General features: G+C 65.1%; 22 protein-coding genes. 5 read left to right on the forward strand and 17 right to left on the reverse strand.

Annotated features, from left to right (window positions below; genetic code table 11):
* Positions 1 to 3: 3 nt before the first annotated feature.
* The 5 genes from hisD to HGK27_RS05410 form a co-directional block, all read right to left on the reverse strand.
* Positions 4 to 1,299 carry a histidinol dehydrogenase gene (gene hisD / locus HGK27_RS05390; RefSeq protein ID WP_206239348.1) on the reverse strand — a complete coding sequence of 432 codons (1,296 nt, stop codon included), beginning with the start codon at positions 1,297 to 1,299 and terminating at the stop codon, positions 4 to 6.
* Positions 1,296 to 1,958 (reverse strand): ATP phosphoribosyltransferase, encoded by a 663-nt coding sequence (hisG, locus tag HGK27_RS05395; RefSeq protein ID WP_206239350.1) that lies wholly within the window; start codon positions 1,956 to 1,958, stop codon positions 1,296 to 1,298. Before hisG ends, hisD begins: the two co-directional genes overlap by 4 nt.
* A 303-nt stretch (positions 1,959 to 2,261) precedes the next feature.
* A complete protein-coding gene (locus HGK27_RS05400; protein ID WP_206239352.1) occupies positions 2,262 to 3,143 on the reverse strand; it encodes an alpha/beta fold hydrolase in 882 nt (293 codons plus the stop codon).
* Positions 3,140 to 3,586 (reverse strand): NUDIX hydrolase, encoded by a 447-nt coding sequence (locus HGK27_RS05405; protein WP_206239354.1) that lies wholly within the window; start codon positions 3,584 to 3,586, stop codon positions 3,140 to 3,142. The genes HGK27_RS05400 and HGK27_RS05405 overlap by 4 nt, the downstream gene beginning before the upstream one ends.
* Positions 3,587 to 3,590: 4 nt before the next feature.
* Positions 3,591 to 3,887 carry a BolA family protein gene (locus HGK27_RS05410; RefSeq protein ID WP_206239356.1) on the reverse strand — a complete coding sequence of 99 codons (297 nt, stop codon included), beginning with the start codon at positions 3,885 to 3,887 and terminating at the stop codon, positions 3,591 to 3,593.
* 55 nt (positions 3,888 to 3,942) lie between these two features.
* Here HGK27_RS05410 and HGK27_RS05415 point away from each other — a divergent pair, with 55 nt between their 5' ends.
* Positions 3,943 to 4,545 carry a J domain-containing protein gene (locus HGK27_RS05415; RefSeq protein WP_206239358.1) on the forward strand — a complete coding sequence of 201 codons (603 nt, stop codon included), beginning with the start codon at positions 3,943 to 3,945 and terminating at the stop codon, positions 4,543 to 4,545.
* Positions 4,546 to 4,560: 15 nt separating this feature from the next.
* On the opposite strand, the gene HGK27_RS05420 is transcribed toward HGK27_RS05415, so the two are convergent.
* The 4 genes from HGK27_RS05420 to HGK27_RS05435 are packed head-to-tail and all read right to left on the reverse strand — an operon-like array spanning position 4,561 to position 6,959.
* On the reverse strand, positions 4,561 to 5,004 hold the full coding sequence (locus HGK27_RS05420) for an SRPBCC domain-containing protein (RefSeq protein WP_206239361.1): 444 nt from the start codon (positions 5,002 to 5,004) through the stop codon (positions 4,561 to 4,563).
* Complete coding sequence (locus HGK27_RS05425; protein ID WP_206239363.1) at positions 5,005 to 5,499, reverse strand: VOC family protein; 495 nt, start codon at positions 5,497 to 5,499, stop codon at positions 5,005 to 5,007. It abuts the gene before it with no gap.
* A complete protein-coding gene (locus tag HGK27_RS05430) occupies positions 5,496 to 6,122 on the reverse strand; it encodes a glutathione S-transferase family protein (RefSeq protein WP_206239365.1) in 627 nt (208 codons plus the stop codon). The genes HGK27_RS05425 and HGK27_RS05430 overlap by 4 nt, the downstream gene beginning before the upstream one ends.
* 18 nt (positions 6,123 to 6,140) lie before the next feature.
* Positions 6,141 to 6,959: a VOC family protein gene (locus HGK27_RS05435; protein WP_206239367.1), complete on the reverse strand. Its 819-nt coding sequence runs from the start codon at positions 6,957 to 6,959 to the stop codon at positions 6,141 to 6,143.
* Between the two features lie 171 nt (positions 6,960 to 7,130).
* On the opposite strand from HGK27_RS05435, the gene HGK27_RS05440 reads away from it, so the two are divergent.
* Positions 7,131 to 8,123, forward strand: coding sequence for an AAA family ATPase (locus HGK27_RS05440; protein ID WP_206239369.1), 993 nt, complete (start codon positions 7,131 to 7,133; stop codon positions 8,121 to 8,123).
* Positions 8,124 to 8,376: 253 nt separating this feature from the next.
* Here the strand turns inward: HGK27_RS05440 and truA are convergent, their stop codons facing one another.
* Both truA and fmt read right to left on the reverse strand, forming a co-directional pair.
* On the reverse strand, positions 8,377 to 9,129 hold the full coding sequence (gene truA / locus HGK27_RS05445; RefSeq protein ID WP_206239371.1) for a tRNA pseudouridine(38-40) synthase TruA: 753 nt from the start codon (positions 9,127 to 9,129) through the stop codon (positions 8,377 to 8,379).
* Positions 9,126 to 10,034 (reverse strand): methionyl-tRNA formyltransferase, encoded by a 909-nt coding sequence (gene fmt, locus HGK27_RS05450; RefSeq protein ID WP_206239372.1) that lies wholly within the window; start codon positions 10,032 to 10,034, stop codon positions 9,126 to 9,128. The genes truA and fmt overlap by 4 nt, the downstream gene beginning before the upstream one ends.
* Before the next feature lie 53 nt (positions 10,035 to 10,087).
* Between fmt and recR the strand changes: the two genes are divergently transcribed.
* The 3 genes from recR to HGK27_RS05465 all read left to right on the forward strand — a co-directional run bounded on the left by recR (position 10,088) and on the right by HGK27_RS05465 (position 12,813).
* Positions 10,088 to 10,684: a recombination mediator RecR gene (gene recR, locus HGK27_RS05455; protein WP_206239375.1), complete on the forward strand. Its 597-nt coding sequence runs from the start codon at positions 10,088 to 10,090 to the stop codon at positions 10,682 to 10,684.
* An 83-nt stretch (positions 10,685 to 10,767) separates the two neighbouring features.
* A complete protein-coding gene (locus tag HGK27_RS05460) occupies positions 10,768 to 11,337 on the forward strand; it encodes a peptide deformylase (protein ID WP_206239377.1) in 570 nt (189 codons plus the stop codon).
* A gap of 51 nt (positions 11,338 to 11,388) precedes the next feature.
* On the forward strand, positions 11,389 to 12,813 hold the full coding sequence (locus tag HGK27_RS05465) for a DNA recombination protein RmuC (RefSeq protein WP_206239379.1): 1,425 nt from the start codon (positions 11,389 to 11,391) through the stop codon (positions 12,811 to 12,813).
* Between the two features lie 264 nt (positions 12,814 to 13,077).
* Here the strand turns inward: HGK27_RS05465 and HGK27_RS05470 are convergent, their stop codons facing one another.
* From HGK27_RS05470 to HGK27_RS05495, 6 genes are all read right to left on the reverse strand, one after another.
* Positions 13,078 to 13,881 carry a TrmH family RNA methyltransferase gene (locus HGK27_RS05470; RefSeq protein WP_206239381.1) on the reverse strand — a complete coding sequence of 268 codons (804 nt, stop codon included), beginning with the start codon at positions 13,879 to 13,881 and terminating at the stop codon, positions 13,078 to 13,080.
* 75 nt (positions 13,882 to 13,956) lie between these two features.
* On the reverse strand, positions 13,957 to 14,235 hold the full coding sequence (locus HGK27_RS05475; protein WP_206239383.1) for an HPr family phosphocarrier protein: 279 nt from the start codon (positions 14,233 to 14,235) through the stop codon (positions 13,957 to 13,959).
* A gap of 142 nt (positions 14,236 to 14,377) precedes the next feature.
* On the reverse strand, positions 14,378 to 14,782 hold the full coding sequence (locus tag HGK27_RS05480; RefSeq protein ID WP_206239385.1) for a PTS sugar transporter subunit IIA: 405 nt from the start codon (positions 14,780 to 14,782) through the stop codon (positions 14,378 to 14,380).
* A gap of 73 nt (positions 14,783 to 14,855) precedes the next feature.
* A complete protein-coding gene (gene rapZ / locus HGK27_RS05485; protein ID WP_206239387.1) occupies positions 14,856 to 15,827 on the reverse strand; it encodes an RNase adapter RapZ in 972 nt (323 codons plus the stop codon).
* Positions 15,828 to 15,887: 60 nt separating this feature from the next.
* Positions 15,888 to 16,322, reverse strand: coding sequence for an HPr kinase/phosphorylase (locus HGK27_RS05490; RefSeq protein WP_206239389.1), 435 nt, complete (start codon positions 16,320 to 16,322; stop codon positions 15,888 to 15,890).
* Positions 16,319 to 17,884, reverse strand: a complete 1,566-nt coding sequence (locus HGK27_RS05495) for an ATP-binding protein (RefSeq protein ID WP_206242840.1) — start codon at positions 17,882 to 17,884, stop codon at positions 16,319 to 16,321. The genes HGK27_RS05490 and HGK27_RS05495 overlap by 4 nt, the downstream gene beginning before the upstream one ends.
* Between the last annotated feature and the right edge of the window lie 15 nt (positions 17,885 to 17,899).

A 17,899-nucleotide genomic window follows, 5' to 3' on the forward strand; every position in this document is an offset into this window, starting at 1 on the left:
TCCTCATTTCCCCAGCCGGATGGAGACCGAACGGCCATGGGCGGGCAGCCCCTCGGCGTCGGCCAGAGCCACGGCGGCGGGGCCAATCTGGTGCAGGGCCGCCTCATTGAGCTGGATAAAGCTGGTGCGCTTCATGAAATCCAGCACCGAGAGGCCCGAGGCGAAACGGGCGCGCCGCCCGGTGGGCAGCACATGGTTGGGGCCGGCGACATAATCGCCCACGGCCTCCGGCGTATGGCGGCCCAGGAAGACCGAACCGGCATGGCGGATCTGCGCGAACAGGGCCTGCGGATCGTCGGTGGCGATTTCCACATGCTCGGCGGCCAGAGCGTTGGCCAGAGCGGGGGCTTCGGCGATAAGGTCGCGCACGGTGATGATCAGGCCGTGGGTTTCCCAGCTTTCACGGGCAGCCTGTTCGGTAGCCAACAGCTTCAGCTCCGCTTCCACGGCCAGCGCCACGGCTTCGGCGAAATCCGCATCGTCGGTGATGAGGATCGACTGGGCGGCGGGATCATGCTCGGCCTGGCTGAGCAAATCGACGGCGATCCAGTGCGGATCGTTCTTGGCATCGGCGATCACAAGGATTTCCGAAGGCCCGGCGACCATATCGATGCCCACCACGCCATAAAGCTGGCGCTTGGCCTCGGCCACCCAGGCGTTGCCGGGGCCGGTGATGACATCGACCGGCTTGATGCGATCGGTGCCGTAGGCCAGCGCGGCAATCGCCTGAGCCCCGCCCACGCGCCAGATCTCATCGACGCCCGCGATATGCGCGGCGGCCATCACCAGCGGGTTGATCTCCCCGCCCGGCGTCGGCGTGGTGACGACAAGGCGCTCGACCCCCGCCACCTTGGCCGGAATGGCGTTCATCAGCAGCGAGGACGGATAGGCCGCGCGGCCACCCGGTACATAGAGCCCCGCCGCATCCACCGCGCGCCAGACAGCGCCAAGGCGAACGCCCTGCGCATCGGTGTAATCGCGGTTTTCGGGCAGCTGGGCGGCGTGATAGGCGCGGATACGTTCGGCGGCGGTGTCCAGAGCTTCGCGCAGCTCCGGGGCCAGCGCTTCGTAAGCGGCTTGGCAAGCCTGAGCATCGATGCGCCAGTCGGCTTCGGTCACCAGCGGGTGGCGGTCGAACTTGCCGGTGAGTTCGGCCAGCACTTCATCGCCACGCGCGCGCACATCGGCCAGAATCTGCGTGACCAGCGCGCTGACATCGCCATCGCTCTCACGTCGGTTGGCGACCTGCGCCGCAAAGACCTGCGCGAAATCCGCGTCGCCTGTGTCGAGCCGGATCATGCCGCCGCCTTCGCCGCCAGAGCGCGGAAACGGTCCACCAGCGCGCCCACGCGCGGATCGGTCTTCAGCGCCGCGCGGTTGACGATCAGCCGCGCCGAAATCTGCATGATCTGGCTGGTTTCCACCAGCCCATTGTCCTTCAGCGTCTTGCCCGTCGAGACCAGATCGACGATCCGGCTCGCCAGACCCAGACCGGGGGCCAGCTCCATCGCGCCGTTGAGCTTGACCACCTCGGCCTGAATGCCGAGGCGCTCAAAGTGCTGACGGGTCAGGTTGGGGTACTTGCTGGCGACGCGCAGATGGCTGGCGGTGGCGTCCGCCGCATTGCGCTCCACCGGCTCGGCCACGGACAAACGGCAGTGCCCGATGTCCAGATCGACGGGCGCGTAAAGGTCGGCATAGGCGAACTCATCCACCACATCGCTGCCCACGATCCCGGCCTGCGCAGCGCCATGGGCCACGAAGGTCGCCACGTCGAAGGCGCGCACGCGGATCAGGCGCATGTCGCTGTCTTCGCACGCAAACGACAGCGCGCGGCACTTGGGATTATGGAACTCTGCCTCGGGCACGACACCGGCGCGTGCCATCAGAGGCAGGGCCTCCTCCAGAATGCGGCCCTTGGGAATGGCGAAGGTGAGCGGTTTGGCGGATGTGGACATAGGCCGCGCCTTAAGCTGAGACCGGGAAAAGGGCAACTGCCCGCGATGCGATGATGGTGATCGGGTTTGGGGCAGGGGGTTTGAAGAAGGGAAAATGCGAGGGTGTTACACCCTCGCGCTCCCATGACGTCTTCCGACGAAGCGGCAGTGGTGCCGCATCGTGGTGCCGGATCTCTCCACCTGCGCCACCTATGGCGCCGCAGGCATGAATTTCCTGCCTGCGGCGCTGCAAACTGGGCGCAAGGCCGAACCCGAAGCGCAAGGTAGACAGTAAAGGGAGCGCGAGGGCGATGGCCCTCGCATTTATTCTTCCTTCAAAAACCCTTCCAGAACTTCATTCACCTTTTCTGCCGCGGCCCATGGCGAAAAATGCCCCACGCCCGGCAGGCGAGCGATCCTTAGATCGGGGCAAACCTCTTCCAGCCCGTCCAGACAGGCGGGCAGCAGATCGCGATCCTCCATGCCCCAGATCACCTGAACCGGCATCGGCAGAGCGGCAGGCAGGGGCGTGAGCGAAGGCGCATCCCCGGGCGGCACCACGATCGGGCTGGCGCGATACCAGTTGACCATGGCCCGTGCCGCTTCGCCATCCTGCCAGCGGGTGAGCAGGTGGGCGCGTTCCTCCGGCTCCATGGCGGCCAGAGCACCCTTGCCGAACAGGCGCAGCAGGGTGGGGGCTAGACCTCGGGCGGCCAGATCCTCGTCGATGGCGGGATCGCGCAGGGCGGTGATATAGGCGGAGGCCTCGCGCTGGGCCGCATCGGTGCAAAGCAGCTGCTGGAACAGGCTGGGATGCGGCGCATTGGCGATGGCCAGCCTGCTGACCCGGTCAGGCGCGATGTGGGCGACCAGCCATGCGACCATACCGCCCCAGTCGTGGCCGATCAGAGTGAAACGCTCGATACCAAGGGCATCGGCCAGCGCCAGCACATCTCCGGCCAGCTTTTCCGGGGCGTAATCCTCCACGCTGGCGGGTTTGGAGGAGGCGCCATAGCCGCGCTGATCCGGGGCGATGCAGCGATAATGGGTCGCGAAATGCGCGATCTGGTGCCGCCATGTCCGCCAGCTTTCGGGAAAGCCGTGGAGGAAGATCAGCGCGGGCGCATCCTGCAGCCCCGCCTCGCAGACATCCAGCGTGACGCCCGTGCGCAGCTTGATTGGCTTCGGATCGGGCAGGGCGATCATGCCGGGGCCAGCCCGACTTCGACCAAAAGGTCGGACAGCTCTTCGGGATAGATGACCTCGGGCCAGCCGGGGATTTCATCGGGCGTGAACCAGCGGTGTTCCAGCATCAGCGCCTGTTCGCTGGCGGTCAGGGCGTGGGGGCTGATCGCGGGATCGGAAACGCGCACGATGTAATAGCGCTCCTCGCCGGTGACCTCTTCGCCATCGAAGGTGACGAAATCGCAGCCGCCGCGTGCAACCTCCGGGCCGGGATCGGTGTCGATGCCGGTTTCCTCCAGCAATTCGCGGCGGGCGGCGGCGTCGAAGCTTTCGCCCTCATCGCATTCGCCGCCGGGCGTCGCCCACAGGGGAGGCCGATCCGAGGGTGTGAAGCGGAACAGCAGCACGCGGCCCGCGCCATCCACCAGCAGGATGCGCGCGGCGCGGCGAATGCGGCGCGGCATGAGCTTATTCGTCCGGAGCGGTGGCGCGGATCGCCAAGGCATGCACGCGCTGGCCGGGGATGTCGCCCAGCGCGCGGTTGACCATGCGCTGGCGCATCACGCGGTTCACACCGGTGAAGGATGCGCTCTCGATCTCGACGGTGAAATGCGATTCGCCCGTGCCGTCGTCACCCATATGGCCGGCGTGAGAGGCCGAATCATTGACCACCTCCAGCCGGGTCGGGGCGAAGGCGGCGGTCAGCAACTGGTGGATTTCTGCGGCGAGGGGGCCGGTGGGGGCGATGGATGGGGTCTGGGTCATGTTATGCTCCTTACACCCTTTTCATCCCGTTCGTCCTGCATCTATGGGGAGCTTGATGAAACATGACCGCTTCCATGGCCGGGTGAAGGGCAATGCTCGCCCCTGCGACTGGCCTGACTGCCCCAATGAGGGCGAATTCCGCGCGCCCGGCCTGCGCCCCTCGGGCTTTGACGGTCCGGGCGACTACCGCTGGTTCTGTCTGGACCATATCCGCGCCTTCAACGCGGGCTACGACTATTTCGAGGGCATGAGCGCCGAGGAAATCTGGCAGGCGCAATCCCCGATCCATGGCTGGGCCAGCGAGCAGCGCGCCTTCCGCCCCACCGCCGGGGTGGACGACGCCCCCCGCTGGGCCGATTACGCCGATCCGCTGGAGGCCATCGCGGCCCGTGCTCGGGGCTTTTCCAAGGCGCGCCATGCTCAGGCCAATCCGGCGCAGCGGGCCGATGGCCGCCCGGTCACGCCCGAGGAACGCCGCGCGCTGGAGCTGCTGGAACTGGGCATCGATGCCGACCGGCGGCAGTTGCGCTCTCGCTATTCCGATCTGGTCCACCGCTATCACCCGGATCGCAACGGTGGCGACCGCAGCCACGAAGCCAAGCTGCAGCAGGTGGTGGAGGCCTACCAACTGCTGCGCAAGGCGGCGGCTTTCAGCTAACGACGTCGGCGGCCTTCAGCTGGAAGCCTCGCACAGGGCCGCCAGTTGCTCGGCGCAGGCGGTCCAGCCCTGGACGAAGCCCATGTCCTGATGCTGGCGCATGGCCTCCTCGGTCCAGTGGCGGGCGCTGGCGGTGTAGCGGGTGCCGCTGCCCTCGGGCGCGATGGACCAGATGCCGATCATGAAGGGGCCGGTGGGCTCCAGATCGCCGGTGACGGCATCGGTGACGGCAAAGCGCTTGCCCTCTTCATAGGCGAGATAAATGCCGCGATGCTGCATCACCTCGCCGTCGGGGCCATGCATCACCATGTCGCAGACGCCGCCCGGGCGCCGGTCCTGAGCGGTGATGATGGCGCGCCATGGCTTGGGGCACCACCATTCCTCCTGCCGGTTGACCATCACATCCCACACCGTTTCGGGCGGCGCGGCGATCAGGCGGTTGATCGACAGTTCGTTCATTCAGGAGTCTCCACGCCGCGCGGCTTCGATGGCGGCAATATCGATTTTCACCATAGTCTGCATGGCCGCAAAAACGCGAGCCCGCACATCAGGATCGGGATCGGACATGCCTTCGCTAAGAGCCCGGGGGATCACCTGCCAGCGCAGGCCCCAACGGTCCTTGCACCATGAGCAGGCGATGCCTTCGCCGCCCTCGGCAATCAGCGCGTCCCAGTAGCGGTCTGTTTCTTCCTGCGTTTCGGTGGAAATCTGGAAGGAGAAAGCCTCGCTGTGCTGGGTCTGTCCGCCGCCGTTGAGGCCGGTGCAGCTCACGCCCATCAGCGTGAATTCCACCATCAGCACATCGCCTTTCTTGCCGCCCGGATAGTCGGCGGGCGAGCGATGCACGGCCTTCACGCTGCTGTCCGGAAACAGATCGGCGTAGAAGCGGGCTGCGGTCTCGGCGCCGCCCTTCCGGGCCGCGTCGAACCACAGGCAGGCGGTGATCTTGCTCATGCCATATCCTTTGGCATCAGATCATTGTCGATGGCCTTGGCGTCCTTGTAGGCGGGGCGCTCCATCAGCCGGGCGGCATAGGCGACAAAGCTGTCATGCCGGGGCAGGGTCTTGAAGCCCAACCCCCACAACACCTGACTGCCGACATAGACATCCGCCATGGTAAAGCGCGGCCCGCAGACGAAATCATGCGTGTCGAAATGGCCCGCCAGCGTCTCGACCATCAGATCGAAATTGCCGAAACCGCAGGAGCGGACCTGCTTCTCATTGGGCTCGAAACCGAAGGCGCGGGCGGTGATCGCCTGCTCCACCGGGCCGGCGGCGAAGAACAGCCAGCGGTAGTAATCGGCGCGCTCCTGCGCCGTGGGGGCCAGTCCGGCTTCGGGATGAGCCTCGGCCAGATAGGCGCAGATCGCGGCGCATTCGGTGATCACCGCATCGCCAGCGCCGTGATGGATCAGCGTGGGCAGCTTGCCCATGGGATTGGCGGCCAGAAAGGCCTCTGGCTTGGGCTCGCCATAGCCGACGATCACCTGATCATAGGTCGCGCCAGCCTCATGCAGCGCCCAGCGCGCGATCTGGCCGCGCGACATCGGGTTGGTGAAGAAAGTGTAATCGGCCATTTCTCAATCCTCCACGCCTCAAGCCTCCACCGGATCGGCACCGCCGACCAAAGCGAAAGGAGCGCCCTGCGGATCGATGCCCATCAGGATCCAGTCACCGCCCGGCACCTCCATCGGCCCATGCACCACCTGACCGCCATGCTCTTCAACAGCGGCCTTGGCGGCGGGAATGCTCACCACGCGGAAATAGTGATTCCAGTGCGGCGGGGGCGATTGCGGCGGGCTGGTCATGATCGCGCCCAGCGTCACCTCGCCCTTGCCGATAAACTGATAGGTGCCAAAACCGCCCATATCCATCGAGCCGGGCAGCGACCAGCCGAACAGCCCGGTGTAGAAACCCACGGCGCTCGCCTGATCGGAGGTATGCAGCTCATTCCAGCCGCAGCGCCCGACCTGCGTGGGCGAGAAAGCCGTGCTGGGCCCGTTGCCGGGCTGCGGCACCGGGGTCATGATGTAGAAGGGCGCGCCCCACGGGTCCATGACCATCGCCATGGTGCCCACATCCAGCGTGGTGGCGGGCATCAGCACGCGCCCGCCGCGCTTCTCGATCGCCTCCAGCGTGGCGGCGCAATCCTCGACGCTGACATAACCCAGCCACATCGAGCGCGCGCCCTGCGCCTTCATCTCGGCGGTGATGGTCAGCATGCCGCCCACCATCGGGCCATCCTGCGCGGTGATCATGGCATAGGCGGTGTCGGGCTCGCTCATCGGCATGGCGTCGAGCGTGATCGACCAGCCGACCACCGCTTCGTAGAACGCCTTGGCCGCATGGGGATCATCGGCCAGCAGTTCGTACCAGATCCAGTTGCCCTGAAGATCGCTGTGCAGATCGCTCATGATATGTCTCCCCCGAGTGCAGGCCTTATGATGAGTCGTAATAACGCCGATGGTGACAGTCTGGCGGCCAATGGCAACCATCATCACAACCACCGGCTTGGACCAAAGTTGCCCGAAACACGCTTCAAAGATGTTGCAGCCGCGAGGATCGGCGGTTAACCCGAAAACACGATGACGCAGATTCTGAACCTTCAGCCCGACAGTGCCTCCTCTACGGTCATGGCCGCCCCCGACAAAACCGTCGATGTGCGCGAGACCTTTGGCATCGATATCGACATGCAGGTGCCCGCCTTCTCGGTGGCGGACGAGCGCGTGCCGGACCGCGACGACAGCTATGTCTTCGATCCCGACACCACGCTGGCGATCCTTGCAGGCTTTGCCTTCAACCGCCGCGTGATGGTGCAGGGCTACCACGGCACCGGCAAGTCGAGCCATGTCGAGCAGGTGGCCGCGCGTTTGAACTGGCCGTGCATCCGTATCAATCTGGATGCTCACATCAGCCGTATCGATCTGATCGGCCGCGACGCCATCGTGCTGAAGGATGGCAAGCAGGTCACCGAATTCCGCGAAGGCCTGCTGCCCTGGGCGCTGCAGACGCCGACGGCTCTGGTGTTCGACGAATATGACGCTGGCCGCCCGGACGTGATGTTCGTGATCCAGCGCGTGCTGGAGACCGAGGGCAAGCTGACGCTTCTGGATCAGAACCGCGTTATCCGCCCCTCCAAGTGGTTCCGCCTGTTCGCCACGGCCAACACCGTGGGTCTGGGCGACACGAGCGGGCTCTATCACGGCACGCAGGCGATCAATCAGGGCCAGATGGACCGCTGGAACATCGTCGTCGGCCTGAACTATCTGCCCGCGCAGATCGAGAGCGAGATCGTCCTCAAAAAGGTCGATGGCGTGGCCGACAAGACCGTGGCCGATATGGTCAAGGTGGCCGAGTTGACCCGCCGTGGTTTCATCAATGGTGACATTTCCACCGTGATGAGCCCACGTACTGTGATCACGTGGGCGCAGAACACCGCGATCTTCAAGGATATCGGTTTCGCGTTCCGTCTCTCGTTCCTGAACAAGTGTGACGAGACCGAGCGGGTGCTGGTGGCCGAGTACTACCAGCGCGTGTTCGGCAAGGATCTGCCTGAGAGCGTGGTGGGTAAGGCTTAAGGGATTAAGGGAAGGTGCGAGGGTGTTACACCCTCGCGCTCCCGTTAATGTCTACGTTGCGCTTCGGGTTCGGCCTTGAGCTTAGTTTGCAGCGCCGCAGGCTTTAAATTCCCAGATCAGTGATAGGCGCCGGGGCTTTCTGCCTGCGGCGCCTTTCTGTTGCGCAGGTGGAGAGACTGGGCGCGAGGTTTCGGAGCCACTGCCGTATCGTCGGGAGACGTTCTGGGAGCGCGAGGGGGTAACCCCCTCGCTTTTATCCTTCTTCTTCCGGATAAAACGCCCGATCGAAATACAACCCGTCCGAAGGCGCATTCAGCCCCAGAGCCTTGCGATCGCGCGCCTCTAAAGCCTCGGCCATCTGCGAGACCTTCCAGCGCCCGAGCCCGACCAGCGACAGACAGCCCACCATCGAGCGCACCTGATGGTGCAGGTATGACCGGGCGGCGGTGTCGATGATCACCCAGTCTCCTTCGCGGCGGACATTCAGGCTATCCAGCGTTTTCAGCGGGCTCTGCGCTTGGCAATGCACCGAGCGGAAGGTGGTGAAATCATGCCTGCCGACCAGTGCTTGCGCGGCCTCGTGCATAGCCTGCGCATCCAGAGGCTTTTGCACCTGCCATGCCCGGTTGGCGTCGAGCGTGAGCGGCGCGCGGCGGTTGGCGATGCGGTAGATGTAGCTGCGGCCGATGCAGGAGAAGCGGGCGTGCCAGTCGTCGGGGACGATGCGGCAATCGAGGACCGCGATGGGATCGGGGCGCAGGTGGAAGTTGAGGGCCTCCATCAGGCGGAAGGGAGCGATGTCTTTCGCGATATCGGCGTGGGCGCGCATCTGGAGGGCGTGGACGCCTGCATCGGTGCGCCCAGCGGCGAAGAGGATCGCGGGTTCGCCAGTGACACGCTCGATGGCTTCTTCCACGGCCTGTTGCACAGAGGGGCCGTGGGCTTGCCGTTGCAGGCCCATGAAGGGGGTGCCGTCGAACTCCAGTGTGAAGGCGAAGCGGGTCATGAAAGCTGGGAGCCTGCGGGGAAGGGGCGCCCGCGCAGCAGGTCGGCGGTGGGCATGGCGGGTTTGCCGGCGCGCTGGATCAGCGTGGGGCGGATGGCGTTCTGGCCGCAGGCGATGGTGAGGGTGTCGTCCAGCGTGGTGCCGGGCAGGGCGCTGCCTTCGGTGACTTCGGCGGCCAGCACCTTGTAGCGCTCCCCCTCGGCCTCGAAGAAGGCGCCGGGGGCAGGGTTGAAGGCCAGAATCTGGCGCAGCACCTGATCGGCGGGGGCGGTGAAGTCCAGCTTGGCTTCGGCCTTTTCGATCTTGCGGGCGTAGGTGAGGCCTTCCTCGCTCTGCGTGACGGGCGGGAAGGCGGGCAGATCGGCCAGCACGCGCACGATCAGCTCCGCGCCCAGACCTGCCAGTTCGACAGTCAGCTCTCCTGCCGTTTTGCTAGCAACGCGCGCGCGCACGCTGGCGCGCACAGGCCCGGTGTCGAGGCCGGTTTCCATCTGCATGATATCCACGCCGGTCTGCTCGTCTCCGGCCAGAATGGCGCGCTGGATCGGCGCGGCCCCCCGCCAGCGTGGCAGGATCGAGCCATGCAGGTTGAGGCATCCATGCGTCGGAGCCTCTAATACGGCGCGGGGCAGCAGCAAACCATAGGCGGCCACCACTGCGACATCGGCGTTCAAGGCGGCAAAGGCGGCCTTCTCCTCTTCGCCCTTCAGCGACAAAGGATGGCGCACCTCGATACCCAATTCCTCGGCGCGCTTGTGTACCGGGCCGGGGGTCAGTTCCCGCCCACGCCGTCCACCCGGGCGCGGGGGCTGCGAATAGGCGGCGACCACCTCATGACCGGCATTGACCAGCGCCTGAAGGGCGGGAACGGCGAAATCGGGTGTCCCCATAAAGATGATGCGCATAGGTGGTCTCGGGCGTCTTTCGGTTTTGGTGCGGCTGCCCTATCTGGGGCGGCATGGCATCGCAAGAGATCGAGACATTGGCCGGCGCGCTTTCCCGCCTGCCCGGACTGGGCCCACGCAGTGCGCGGCGGGCCGTGCTGTGGCTGATCAAGCGGCGGGAAACGGCTTTGCCAGCCTTGATCGATGCTCTGGACGCCTTGAGCCAGCGGCTGACCGAATGCGAGATCTGCGGCAATGTCGATACGGCCAGCCCCTGCGCGATCTGCGCCGATCCACGCCGCGACGCGCGCCAGATCTGTGTGGTGGAGGAGGTGGCCGACCTCTGGGCGCTGGACCGGGCGCGGCTCTTCACCGGGCGCTATCATGTGCTGGGCGGACGTTTGTCGGCGCTGGACGGCGTCGCGCCGGAGGATCTGGCGATTGCGCCTTTGCTCTCGCGCGTGGAAGGCGGCGGCGTGGATGAGGTGGTGCTGGCCATGAACGCCACGCTGGAGGGCCAGACCACCGCCCACTACATCGCTGAAAGATTGGAAAGCATGCCGGTGCGCGTCACCCAGCTGGCCCATGGCCTGCCGGTGGGCGGAGAGCTGGACTATCTGGATGAGGGCACCTTGGCTCAGGCCTTGCGGGCGCGCAGGCCTGTTGCCTGATCGTTTTGGGCATTTATCAAAATCGCTAAATTGGGCGGCTGACGGCCTTGCGCGCGGGGGCGGGCGGGATTATCTGGCGCATTATGGCTATCCGACCGATCCTTGAAGCGCCCGATGCGCAGCTGAAGCAGATTTCCGCCCCCGTCACCGTGTTCGACGCCGAGCTTAAAACGCTCGTCGATGACATGTTCGAGACGATGTATGACGCGCCGGGCATCGGCCTTGCCGCCATTCAGGTGGGCGTGCCGCTGCGCGTGGTGGTGGTCGATCTGCAGCCCGAAGATGAAGATGCCGAGCCCGAGGTGTGCACCGCGCATGGCGGCCATGAGCATACCCATCGCCCGCTCAAAAAAGAGCCGCACATCTTCATCAATCCGGAGATTCTCAACCCTTCGGACGAGCTGTCGGTCTATCAGGAAGGCTGCCTCTCGGTGCCCGACATCTTCGCCGATGTGGAGCGCCCCGCCACCTGCCGCCTGCGCTGGCAGGATCTGGACGGCACCGTGCATGAGCAGGATCTGGAAGGCCTGATGGCCACCTGCATCCAGCATGAGATTGATCACCTTGAGGGCATCCTCTTCATCGATCACCTCTCGCGCCTGAAGCGCCAGATGGCGCTCAAGAAGCTGGAAAAGGCGCGCAAGGCGGCTTGATCCTTTCGCGATAGGGGCTTAGGTTCACGCTTCGTTCTGATGGAGTGAAGCGTGGACTCGGCCCTTTTTGTGATTGTTGCTCTGGTCATCGGGCTGGGGCTGGGCTGGTTTTTCGGCCAGCGCCCCATTGCCGACTGGAAAGCGCGCCTTGCCGAGCGGGACAAGGTTCTGGCCGAGCGTGAGCAGGCCTTGTCTACGCTGGACGCCAACTTTCGCCGCGCCATCACTGATCTTGCCGCCGCCAGTGAGCGGGCTTCGCGCGCCGATGCGCTTGCGGGGCAGATGGAGCAGGCCCGCGCCCTGCTGCTGGACGCGCAGGGCGAAGTGGCGACATTGCGCGCCAACGCTACCCATTTCGAAGAACAGAAGCGCCTGCTGCTGGAAGCGCAGGACACGCTGCGCCAGCAGTTCGAGGCCTCTGGCGCCCGCGTGCTGGCTCAGGCGCAGGAAGCCTTCCTGAACCGCGCCGAGGCCCGCTTCACCGAAAGCGAAAAGACCAGCGCCGAGCGGATCAATGCCGTGCTGGCCCCCGTCGGCGCGCGCCTGAAGGCTTATGAGGAGCAGGTGCAGGCGCTGGAAACCCGCCGCGTCGATGCCTTCGGCCAGTTGCTGGGCCAGATCGACCTGCTGCGCGCCGGACAGGAAAAGGTGCGCGAGGAAGCCGCCCGCCTCGGCAACTCGCTGCGCAACGCCCCCAAGGCCCGTGGCCGCTGGGGCGAGCAGCAGCTCCGCAATGTGCTTGAGCAATGCGGCCTCTCCGAACACACCGATTTCGTCACCGAGCATTCGGTGAACACGGAAGAGGGGCGCCTGCGCCCCGACGCCATCGTCACCATCCCCGGCCAGAAGAAGCTGGTGATCGACGCCAAGGTTTCCCTGAACGCCTATCAGGAGGCCTTCGAGGCCAGCGATGATGCGCTGCGGGAACTGGCGCTGAAGGGCCACGCTGCCTCGATGCGCAACCATATCCAGACTCTGGCCAGCAAAAGCTACCAGAGCCAGTTCGAGGACGCGCCCGATTACGTCCTCATGTTCGTCCCCGGCGAGCATTTTATCGCCGCCGCGCTGGAATATGACCCCGACATCTGGAACTTCGCTTTCGACCGCCGCGTACTGCTGGCCAGCCCGACCAATCTGGTGGCGATCTGCCGCACCGTGGCACAGGTCTGGCGCCAGGACGGCCTTGCGCGTGAGGCCAAGGAAATCGGCCGCATGGGCGGGGAGTTGTATGATCGCCTCGCCGTTGCGGCAGAGCATCTGAAACGCATGGGCGGCGGTCTGACCAGCGCGGTGGAAAACTACAACAAATTCGTCGGCAGCTTTGAGCGGAACGTGCTCTCTGCCGGGCGCCGCTTGCGTGACAAGCATATCGAAATCGGCAAGCGTGAGGTGGAGGATGTGCCTCTGGTCGAAGCCGCGCCGCGTTACGGGGATGTGGCCGCGTTGCCTTTGCCGGAAGAAGAGGCTGGGGTTTAAGAAGAAAAGAGAAATGCGAGGGTGTTACACCCTCGCGCTCCCGGGTGTTGTCAGCCTCAGCGCTACGGGTTCGGCGATGAGTTAAGCGCGCTGCGCCGCAGGCTTTAAAATTGCGGCCTATCGTAAAAGGCGCCGGGGCTTGCTGCCTGCGGCGCCTTTATGTTGCGCAGGTGGAGAGTTGGGGCGTTAGGCTTCAGTTCCACTGCCCCATCGTCGGAAGACGTTATGGGAGCGCGAGGGGGTAACCCCCTCGCTTTATTCTTCTTACTTCCCTTCCAACCCTGCCAAAACTTCATAAGCCAACACAGCCCCGGCCACCGCAGCGTTCAGACTGTCCGCGCGGCCCTTCATCGGCATGGTCACGCGCAGATCGCAGGCCATTTCGTAATCCTCGGGCAGGCCGCGCGACTCATTGCCGACCATAATGAAGCACGGCCCGGCATAAGGCGCCCCGCGATAGGGCACGGCTTCGCGCAGGGATGCTGCCACCAACTGGCCTTCGCCGCTGCGCAGCCAGGGCAGGAATTCCTCCCAACGGGCCTGCACCACGCGCTGCGTGAAAACAGCACCCATGCTGGCGCGCACGGCCTCCACGCTGAACGGGTCCACGCAGTCGTCGATCAGGATCAACCCGCCTGCTCCCACGGCATCGCCGGTGCGCAGCATGGTGCCCAGATTGCCGGGGTCACGCATCGCATGCGCCACCAGCCAGAGCGGGGCGGCGTTGCGATCCAGTCCGGCGAGGCTTGTGTCGAATTCCTCAAACACGCCGCAGACAGCCTGCGGATTGTCCTTGCCGGTGATCTTGCTGAGGATGTCCTCGCTGGTTTCCACCACATCGCCGCCGGCGGCCAGAACATCGCTTTCAAGCTGCTCAAGCAGGGGGTGCGGGTCGCGGCCCTCGGCCATGATCAGCATTTCGGGCAGGCGGCCCATCTCGCGGGCGTCGGTCAGCAGGCGCAGGCCCTCGGTCAGGAATTTGCCCTCGCGGCGGCGATGCTTCTTGTCGCGCAGGCTCTTGAGGAACTTGACCGTGGGGTTGGAAAAGCCGGTGATCGTGCGGCGCATGGGCGAGTGTCAGCCTGAAAGGAACGGGAAACCCCGCCCATACCTGCCGATTGATCTTCTGTCGATTGAAGAGCTTCAGTCTTCCCCGAAGCCGTCCTTCACCAGACCGGCGAGGCGGGAAAGCGCCACATCGGCCTCTTCGCCTTTTACGACGATGTCCACGCTGTCACCGCGCGCGGCGCCCAGCATCATCAGGCCCAGGATCGAGCCGCCACCGGCTTCGGCGCCTTCTTTCAGCACCTTCACGTCGTGCCCCTCGGGCAGCATGGCGACCATGTTCACGAATTTCGCGCTGGCCCGTGCATGCAGGCCCTTGGCGTTGACAATTTCGACGGTTTCCCGTGCTTCTCCCATGCGTTCTACCCTGCCGTTATATTTTGAGAGCGGTTATATTCCAGAGCATCGCGCGAGAAAATGGGGACCGATTTTCCGCAAAAACGACGCAACAACGAAAATCTGGCTCAGAATGCGTGATTCTTCAATCACGCATTGCCTTTTACGCGTCCTGCCCCAGAAATTCCGACGCGATCGTGATATAATTGCGACCCGCATCGCGCGCCGCGGCCACAGCCCCCAGCACATCGGCGGATTTGCGCGCACCGGCCAGGCGGATCAGCATGGGCAGGTTGATGCCCGCGATCACCTCGACCCGGCCCGCCTGCATCAGCGAGATCGCCAGATTGCTGGGCGTGCCGCCGAACAGATCGGTCAGGATGATGGCGCCGTCGCCCGCATCAACCGTCTGAATCGCCTCGGCGATTTCGCGGCGACGCTTTTCGACGTCATCGTTGGGCCCGATGCAGACCGTGGCGATAGCCTCCTGGCGACCGACGACATGCTCCATCGCATGCACGAATTCTTCGGCCAGTTTGCCGTGAGTGACGAGGATCATGCCGATCATGCGGGAATTGCGCTCCGAAATTGGTTCCCGACCATCGCGTTGACCCCCCGTGGTCCGGTGAACATGCAAACTGTCATCGGCTGGCGGCCCCTTCTACGAGGTCGGCCGCGCGCGATTGCAGGTTGCGGTGCAGCATTGTGGGAGAAAATCCGGAGTTGCGCAAGGCCGCGCCGATCTGTTCTGCCATGAAGACGCTGCGATGGCGCCCGCCGGTGCAGCCGAAAGCGATGTGAACATAGGCTTTTCCCTGCGCCTGAAAACGGGGGAGAACCGAAAGCAGCAGGTCGCGAATCCGCGCAAAGGCGTCCTCAAAGGCCGGGTCCTGGCGGATAAACGCCGCAATCGAGGCGTCTTTTCCGGTCATCGGGCGCAGATCCTTGTCCCAATGCGGGTTGTTGAGAAAACGCATGTCGAAGACGAAATCGGCGACCGGCGGCATCCCGCGCGAGAAGCCGAAACTGCTGACGGAAATCGTCAGTTCAGGGCCCGAAGCCGGGGCAAATTGCTCACGCATGGCCTGCTGCAACTGATTCGCGGCAAATTGCGTGGTGTTGATCACCAGATCGGCCCAGCGGCGCAGCGGCTCCATCAGCTCGCGCTCGGCGGCGATGCCGGAGGCGGCGGGCATGTCATTGGCCAGCGGATGGCGGCGGCGGGTTTCGTTGTAGCGGCGTTCCAGCTCGGCGCCGCCGCAGTCGAGATAGAGCGTGGTCAGCTCCAGATCGCCGCGCATGGTCAGGCGCTTGACCAGTTCGGTCACGGCATGAGGGTTGAAACCGCGCGTGCGCGAATCGAAGCCTATGGCCAGCGGCCCGTGATGCTCACCCAGATCGGAGCCATGTTCGGGGCTGTCGATCAGGCGTTCCAGCAGGCGGATGGGGAAATTGTCGATGGTTTCCCAGCCCAGATCCTCAAGCACGCGCAGGGCGGTGGTCTTGCCCGCGCCCAGCACGCCGGTCACCAGCAGGATGCGCTGGCGTTTGTCTCCCTCTGCGATGGACTCGGCAGGGGCCGGGGCTTGAGTGGCGGTGGATTCCTCGGACATATAAGTGCTTTTTGCGCTCAAAAAGGGCAAAAGGAAAGGGGTAAGCGCTTGATTTGACCCTTAGGACAGGGGAGGGGCAGGCAAGCCATAAACACCAAGCGCCATCGAGGCTCTTAGCGCTAAACCTGGTGTGTCGGGATAAAGCTCCACCAGCGGCAGATCGACGCCCAGAATCGCCTCGCGCGGGGCCTGTTCGATATAGCGCGGGGCATTGCGCGTCAGGCGGATCAGCAGCGCCACGGGCACATCCTGCACCGCCGCCATGGGGAGCAGCCCGAGGTTGCGCACCTCGATCAGGCCGCGCGTGGCCGGGGCGGGGGAGGCCAACAGCGCGCCGCCTTCCACCCGCAACGAAACGCCATCATCGCCCACAAGGTCAGCGCCCCGGTCGATCAGGGCGAGCGCCAGGCTGGATTTGCCGCTGCCGCTGGCGCCGTCGATCAGCACGGCGCGGCCCTTGATGGCTACGCAGGTCAATTGTCGGAGTAAACTCATGAAGCGGCCTGCGCCGGATGCCAGGAGGGCAGCTCGAACACCAGACGGGCGCCGCGCCCGTTTGATGGAGGCCCCTCCAGCGGATCGCGGGCATGCAATTGCCCGTCATGCGCCACGATGATGGTGCGCGCGATGGCCAGACCCAGCCCGGAATGGCTGCCGAAATCCTCGCCTGCCGGGCGCAGCGAGTGGAACCGTTCGAACACGCGTTCGCGCGCCGAGGGCGGGATGCCCGGGCCTTCGTCCGTCACCTCGCAGGAGACATACAGCCCGTGATTGGCCAAAGTGATGGTGATCATGCCGCCGGGGGGCGAGAAAGACACCGCATTGTCGATCAGATTTTCGAACACACGCTCCAGCCGCGCGGCATCGCCCTCCACCACCGGCGGGGCGCTGCCTTCGTGAAGCACCTGCACGCGGCAATCGCGGTTGACCCCGCGCCGCTCGCGCGCGCCGACCAGTGCCACGGCCAGCGCCAGCAGATCGACCAGCTCGAAGGTGGTGCGCGACAGTTCGGCGTCGATCCGGCTGGCATAGGCGATTTCGGTCACCAGCCGGTCGATGCGCTGCACATCGTGCGCGGCGATGGCGTGAAGCTGGCGTCGCAGATCGCCATCGCCCACCTTGTCCAGCGTATCCAGAGCGCTGCGCAGACTGGCCAGCGGGTTCTTGATTTCATGGGCGACATCGGCGGCGAAGGCCTCCACGCCGTCGATGCGCTGGCGCAGGGCCTCTGTCATATCGGCGATGGCGCGGGCCAGCAGGCCGATCTCGTCGCCACGCTCGGGCAGGCGGGGGACGATCACCGTGCGGTCGCGGCCCAACCGCACGCGCACCGCCGCGCGCATCAGCACGCGAAGCGGCTGAACGATGGTTCGCGCCAGAAACAGCGAAAGGAACACGGTGGTCAGCAGCGCGGCCAGCACCACGATGGCCAAAGTCTGGCGGGCATCGCGCACGGCTTGCGTCACATCGGGCGCCGGGCGCGTCGTCAGCAGCACCGAGCCGCGGATGCCCACTGGCGTGGCGGCATTGATGATCGGCGTGCGGTCCGGCGCATAGCGTTCGCGCACGGTCGAGACAGTATGGGTGCGTGCCTCGATCACCTCGGGCCAGAGGCTGGCGGCGTCGCGCGGATGCGCGGGCGGGGGGGGCTCGGCATAGCGCGGCACGGGCGGGGCAAACAGCGCCGCATCCATCATGCGGTCCAGCGTGCGGGCGGCCTTCATCGTCCAGGGCTGGGTCTGCGGGTCGGCCACGGTGAAGGAGGGCGGCGCGAGCGCGAAACTGTCCTGCGCCAGATGGCCGTCGGGCGCATAGAGGCGCAGGCGCATCTGCTGGCGCGTGCCGATGGTGGCCAGCAGTTTCGCGCGCGAGGCTGCCGGGGTTTCGGCCAACACAGAGGCGGCGATCTCGGCCTCGACCCGGGCGCGTTTGAAACGATCTCCCAGCATCTGGTTGCGGTAGGTATCGAGGAACAGCAGGCTGAAGGCCATCAGTGCCAGCACGATCACATTGACCGCCAGAATGCGCGCCGTCAGCGAAACGCCGCGAATCTTCATCCGCGAGGACAGTGG

The organism is Novosphingobium terrae, assembly GCF_017163935.1.
In the GTDB taxonomy this organism is placed as follows: Bacteria; Pseudomonadota; Alphaproteobacteria; order Sphingomonadales; family Sphingomonadaceae; genus Novosphingobium; species Novosphingobium terrae.

Bases quoted from the DNA above. Each gene is read 5' to 3' on its own strand.
- HGK27_RS05405 (WP_206239354.1), bottom strand. From the start codon at position 3,586: ATGCCGCGCCGCATTCGCCGCGCCGCGCGCATCCTGCTGGTGGATGGC.
- HGK27_RS05415 (WP_206239358.1), top strand. From the start codon at position 3,943: ATGAAACATGACCGCTTCCATGGCCGGGTGAAGGGCAATGCTCGCCCC.
- HGK27_RS05435 (WP_206239367.1), bottom strand. From the start codon at position 6,959: ATGAGCGATCTGCACAGCGATCTTCAGGGCAACTGGATCTGGTACGAA.
- fmt (WP_206239372.1), bottom strand. From the start codon at position 10,034: ATGCGCATCATCTTTATGGGGACACCCGATTTCGCCGTTCCCGCCCTT.
- HGK27_RS05480 (WP_206239385.1), bottom strand. From the start codon at position 14,782: ATGATCGGCATGATCCTCGTCACTCACGGCAAACTGGCCGAAGAATTC.
- recR (WP_206239375.1), top strand. From the start codon at position 10,088: ATGGCATCGCAAGAGATCGAGACATTGGCCGGCGCGCTTTCCCGCCTG.
- HGK27_RS05470 (WP_206239381.1), bottom strand. From the start codon at position 13,881: ATGCGCCGCACGATCACCGGCTTTTCCAACCCCACGGTCAAGTTCCTC.
- HGK27_RS05425 (WP_206239363.1), bottom strand. From the start codon at position 5,499: ATGAGCAAGATCACCGCCTGCCTGTGGTTCGACGCGGCCCGGAAGGGC.
- HGK27_RS05420 (WP_206239361.1), bottom strand. From the start codon at position 5,004: ATGAACGAACTGTCGATCAACCGCCTGATCGCCGCGCCGCCCGAAACG.
- rapZ (WP_206239387.1), bottom strand. From the start codon at position 15,827: ATGTCCGAGGAATCCACCGCCACTCAAGCCCCGGCCCCTGCCGAGTCC.
- HGK27_RS05410 (WP_206239356.1), bottom strand. From the start codon at position 3,887: ATGACCCAGACCCCATCCATCGCCCCCACCGGCCCCCTCGCCGCAGAA.
- hisG (WP_206239350.1), bottom strand. From the start codon at position 1,958: ATGTCCACATCCGCCAAACCGCTCACCTTCGCCATTCCCAAGGGCCGC.
- truA (WP_206239371.1), bottom strand. From the start codon at position 9,129: ATGACCCGCTTCGCCTTCACACTGGAGTTCGACGGCACCCCCTTCATG.
- HGK27_RS05495 (WP_206242840.1), bottom strand. From the start codon at position 17,884: ATGAAGATTCGCGGCGTTTCGCTGACGGCGCGCATTCTGGCGGTCAAT.
- HGK27_RS05440 (WP_206239369.1), top strand. From the start codon at position 7,131: ATGACGCAGATTCTGAACCTTCAGCCCGACAGTGCCTCCTCTACGGTC.
- hisD (WP_206239348.1), bottom strand. From the start codon at position 1,299: ATGATCCGGCTCGACACAGGCGACGCGGATTTCGCGCAGGTCTTTGCG.
- HGK27_RS05460 (WP_206239377.1), top strand. From the start codon at position 10,768: ATGGCTATCCGACCGATCCTTGAAGCGCCCGATGCGCAGCTGAAGCAG.
- HGK27_RS05400 (WP_206239352.1), bottom strand. From the start codon at position 3,143: ATGATCGCCCTGCCCGATCCGAAGCCAATCAAGCTGCGCACGGGCGTC.
- HGK27_RS05430 (WP_206239365.1), bottom strand. From the start codon at position 6,122: ATGGCCGATTACACTTTCTTCACCAACCCGATGTCGCGCGGCCAGATC.
- HGK27_RS05475 (WP_206239383.1), bottom strand. From the start codon at position 14,235: ATGGGAGAAGCACGGGAAACCGTCGAAATTGTCAACGCCAAGGGCCTG.
- HGK27_RS05490 (WP_206239389.1), bottom strand. From the start codon at position 16,322: ATGAGTTTACTCCGACAATTGACCTGCGTAGCCATCAAGGGCCGCGCC.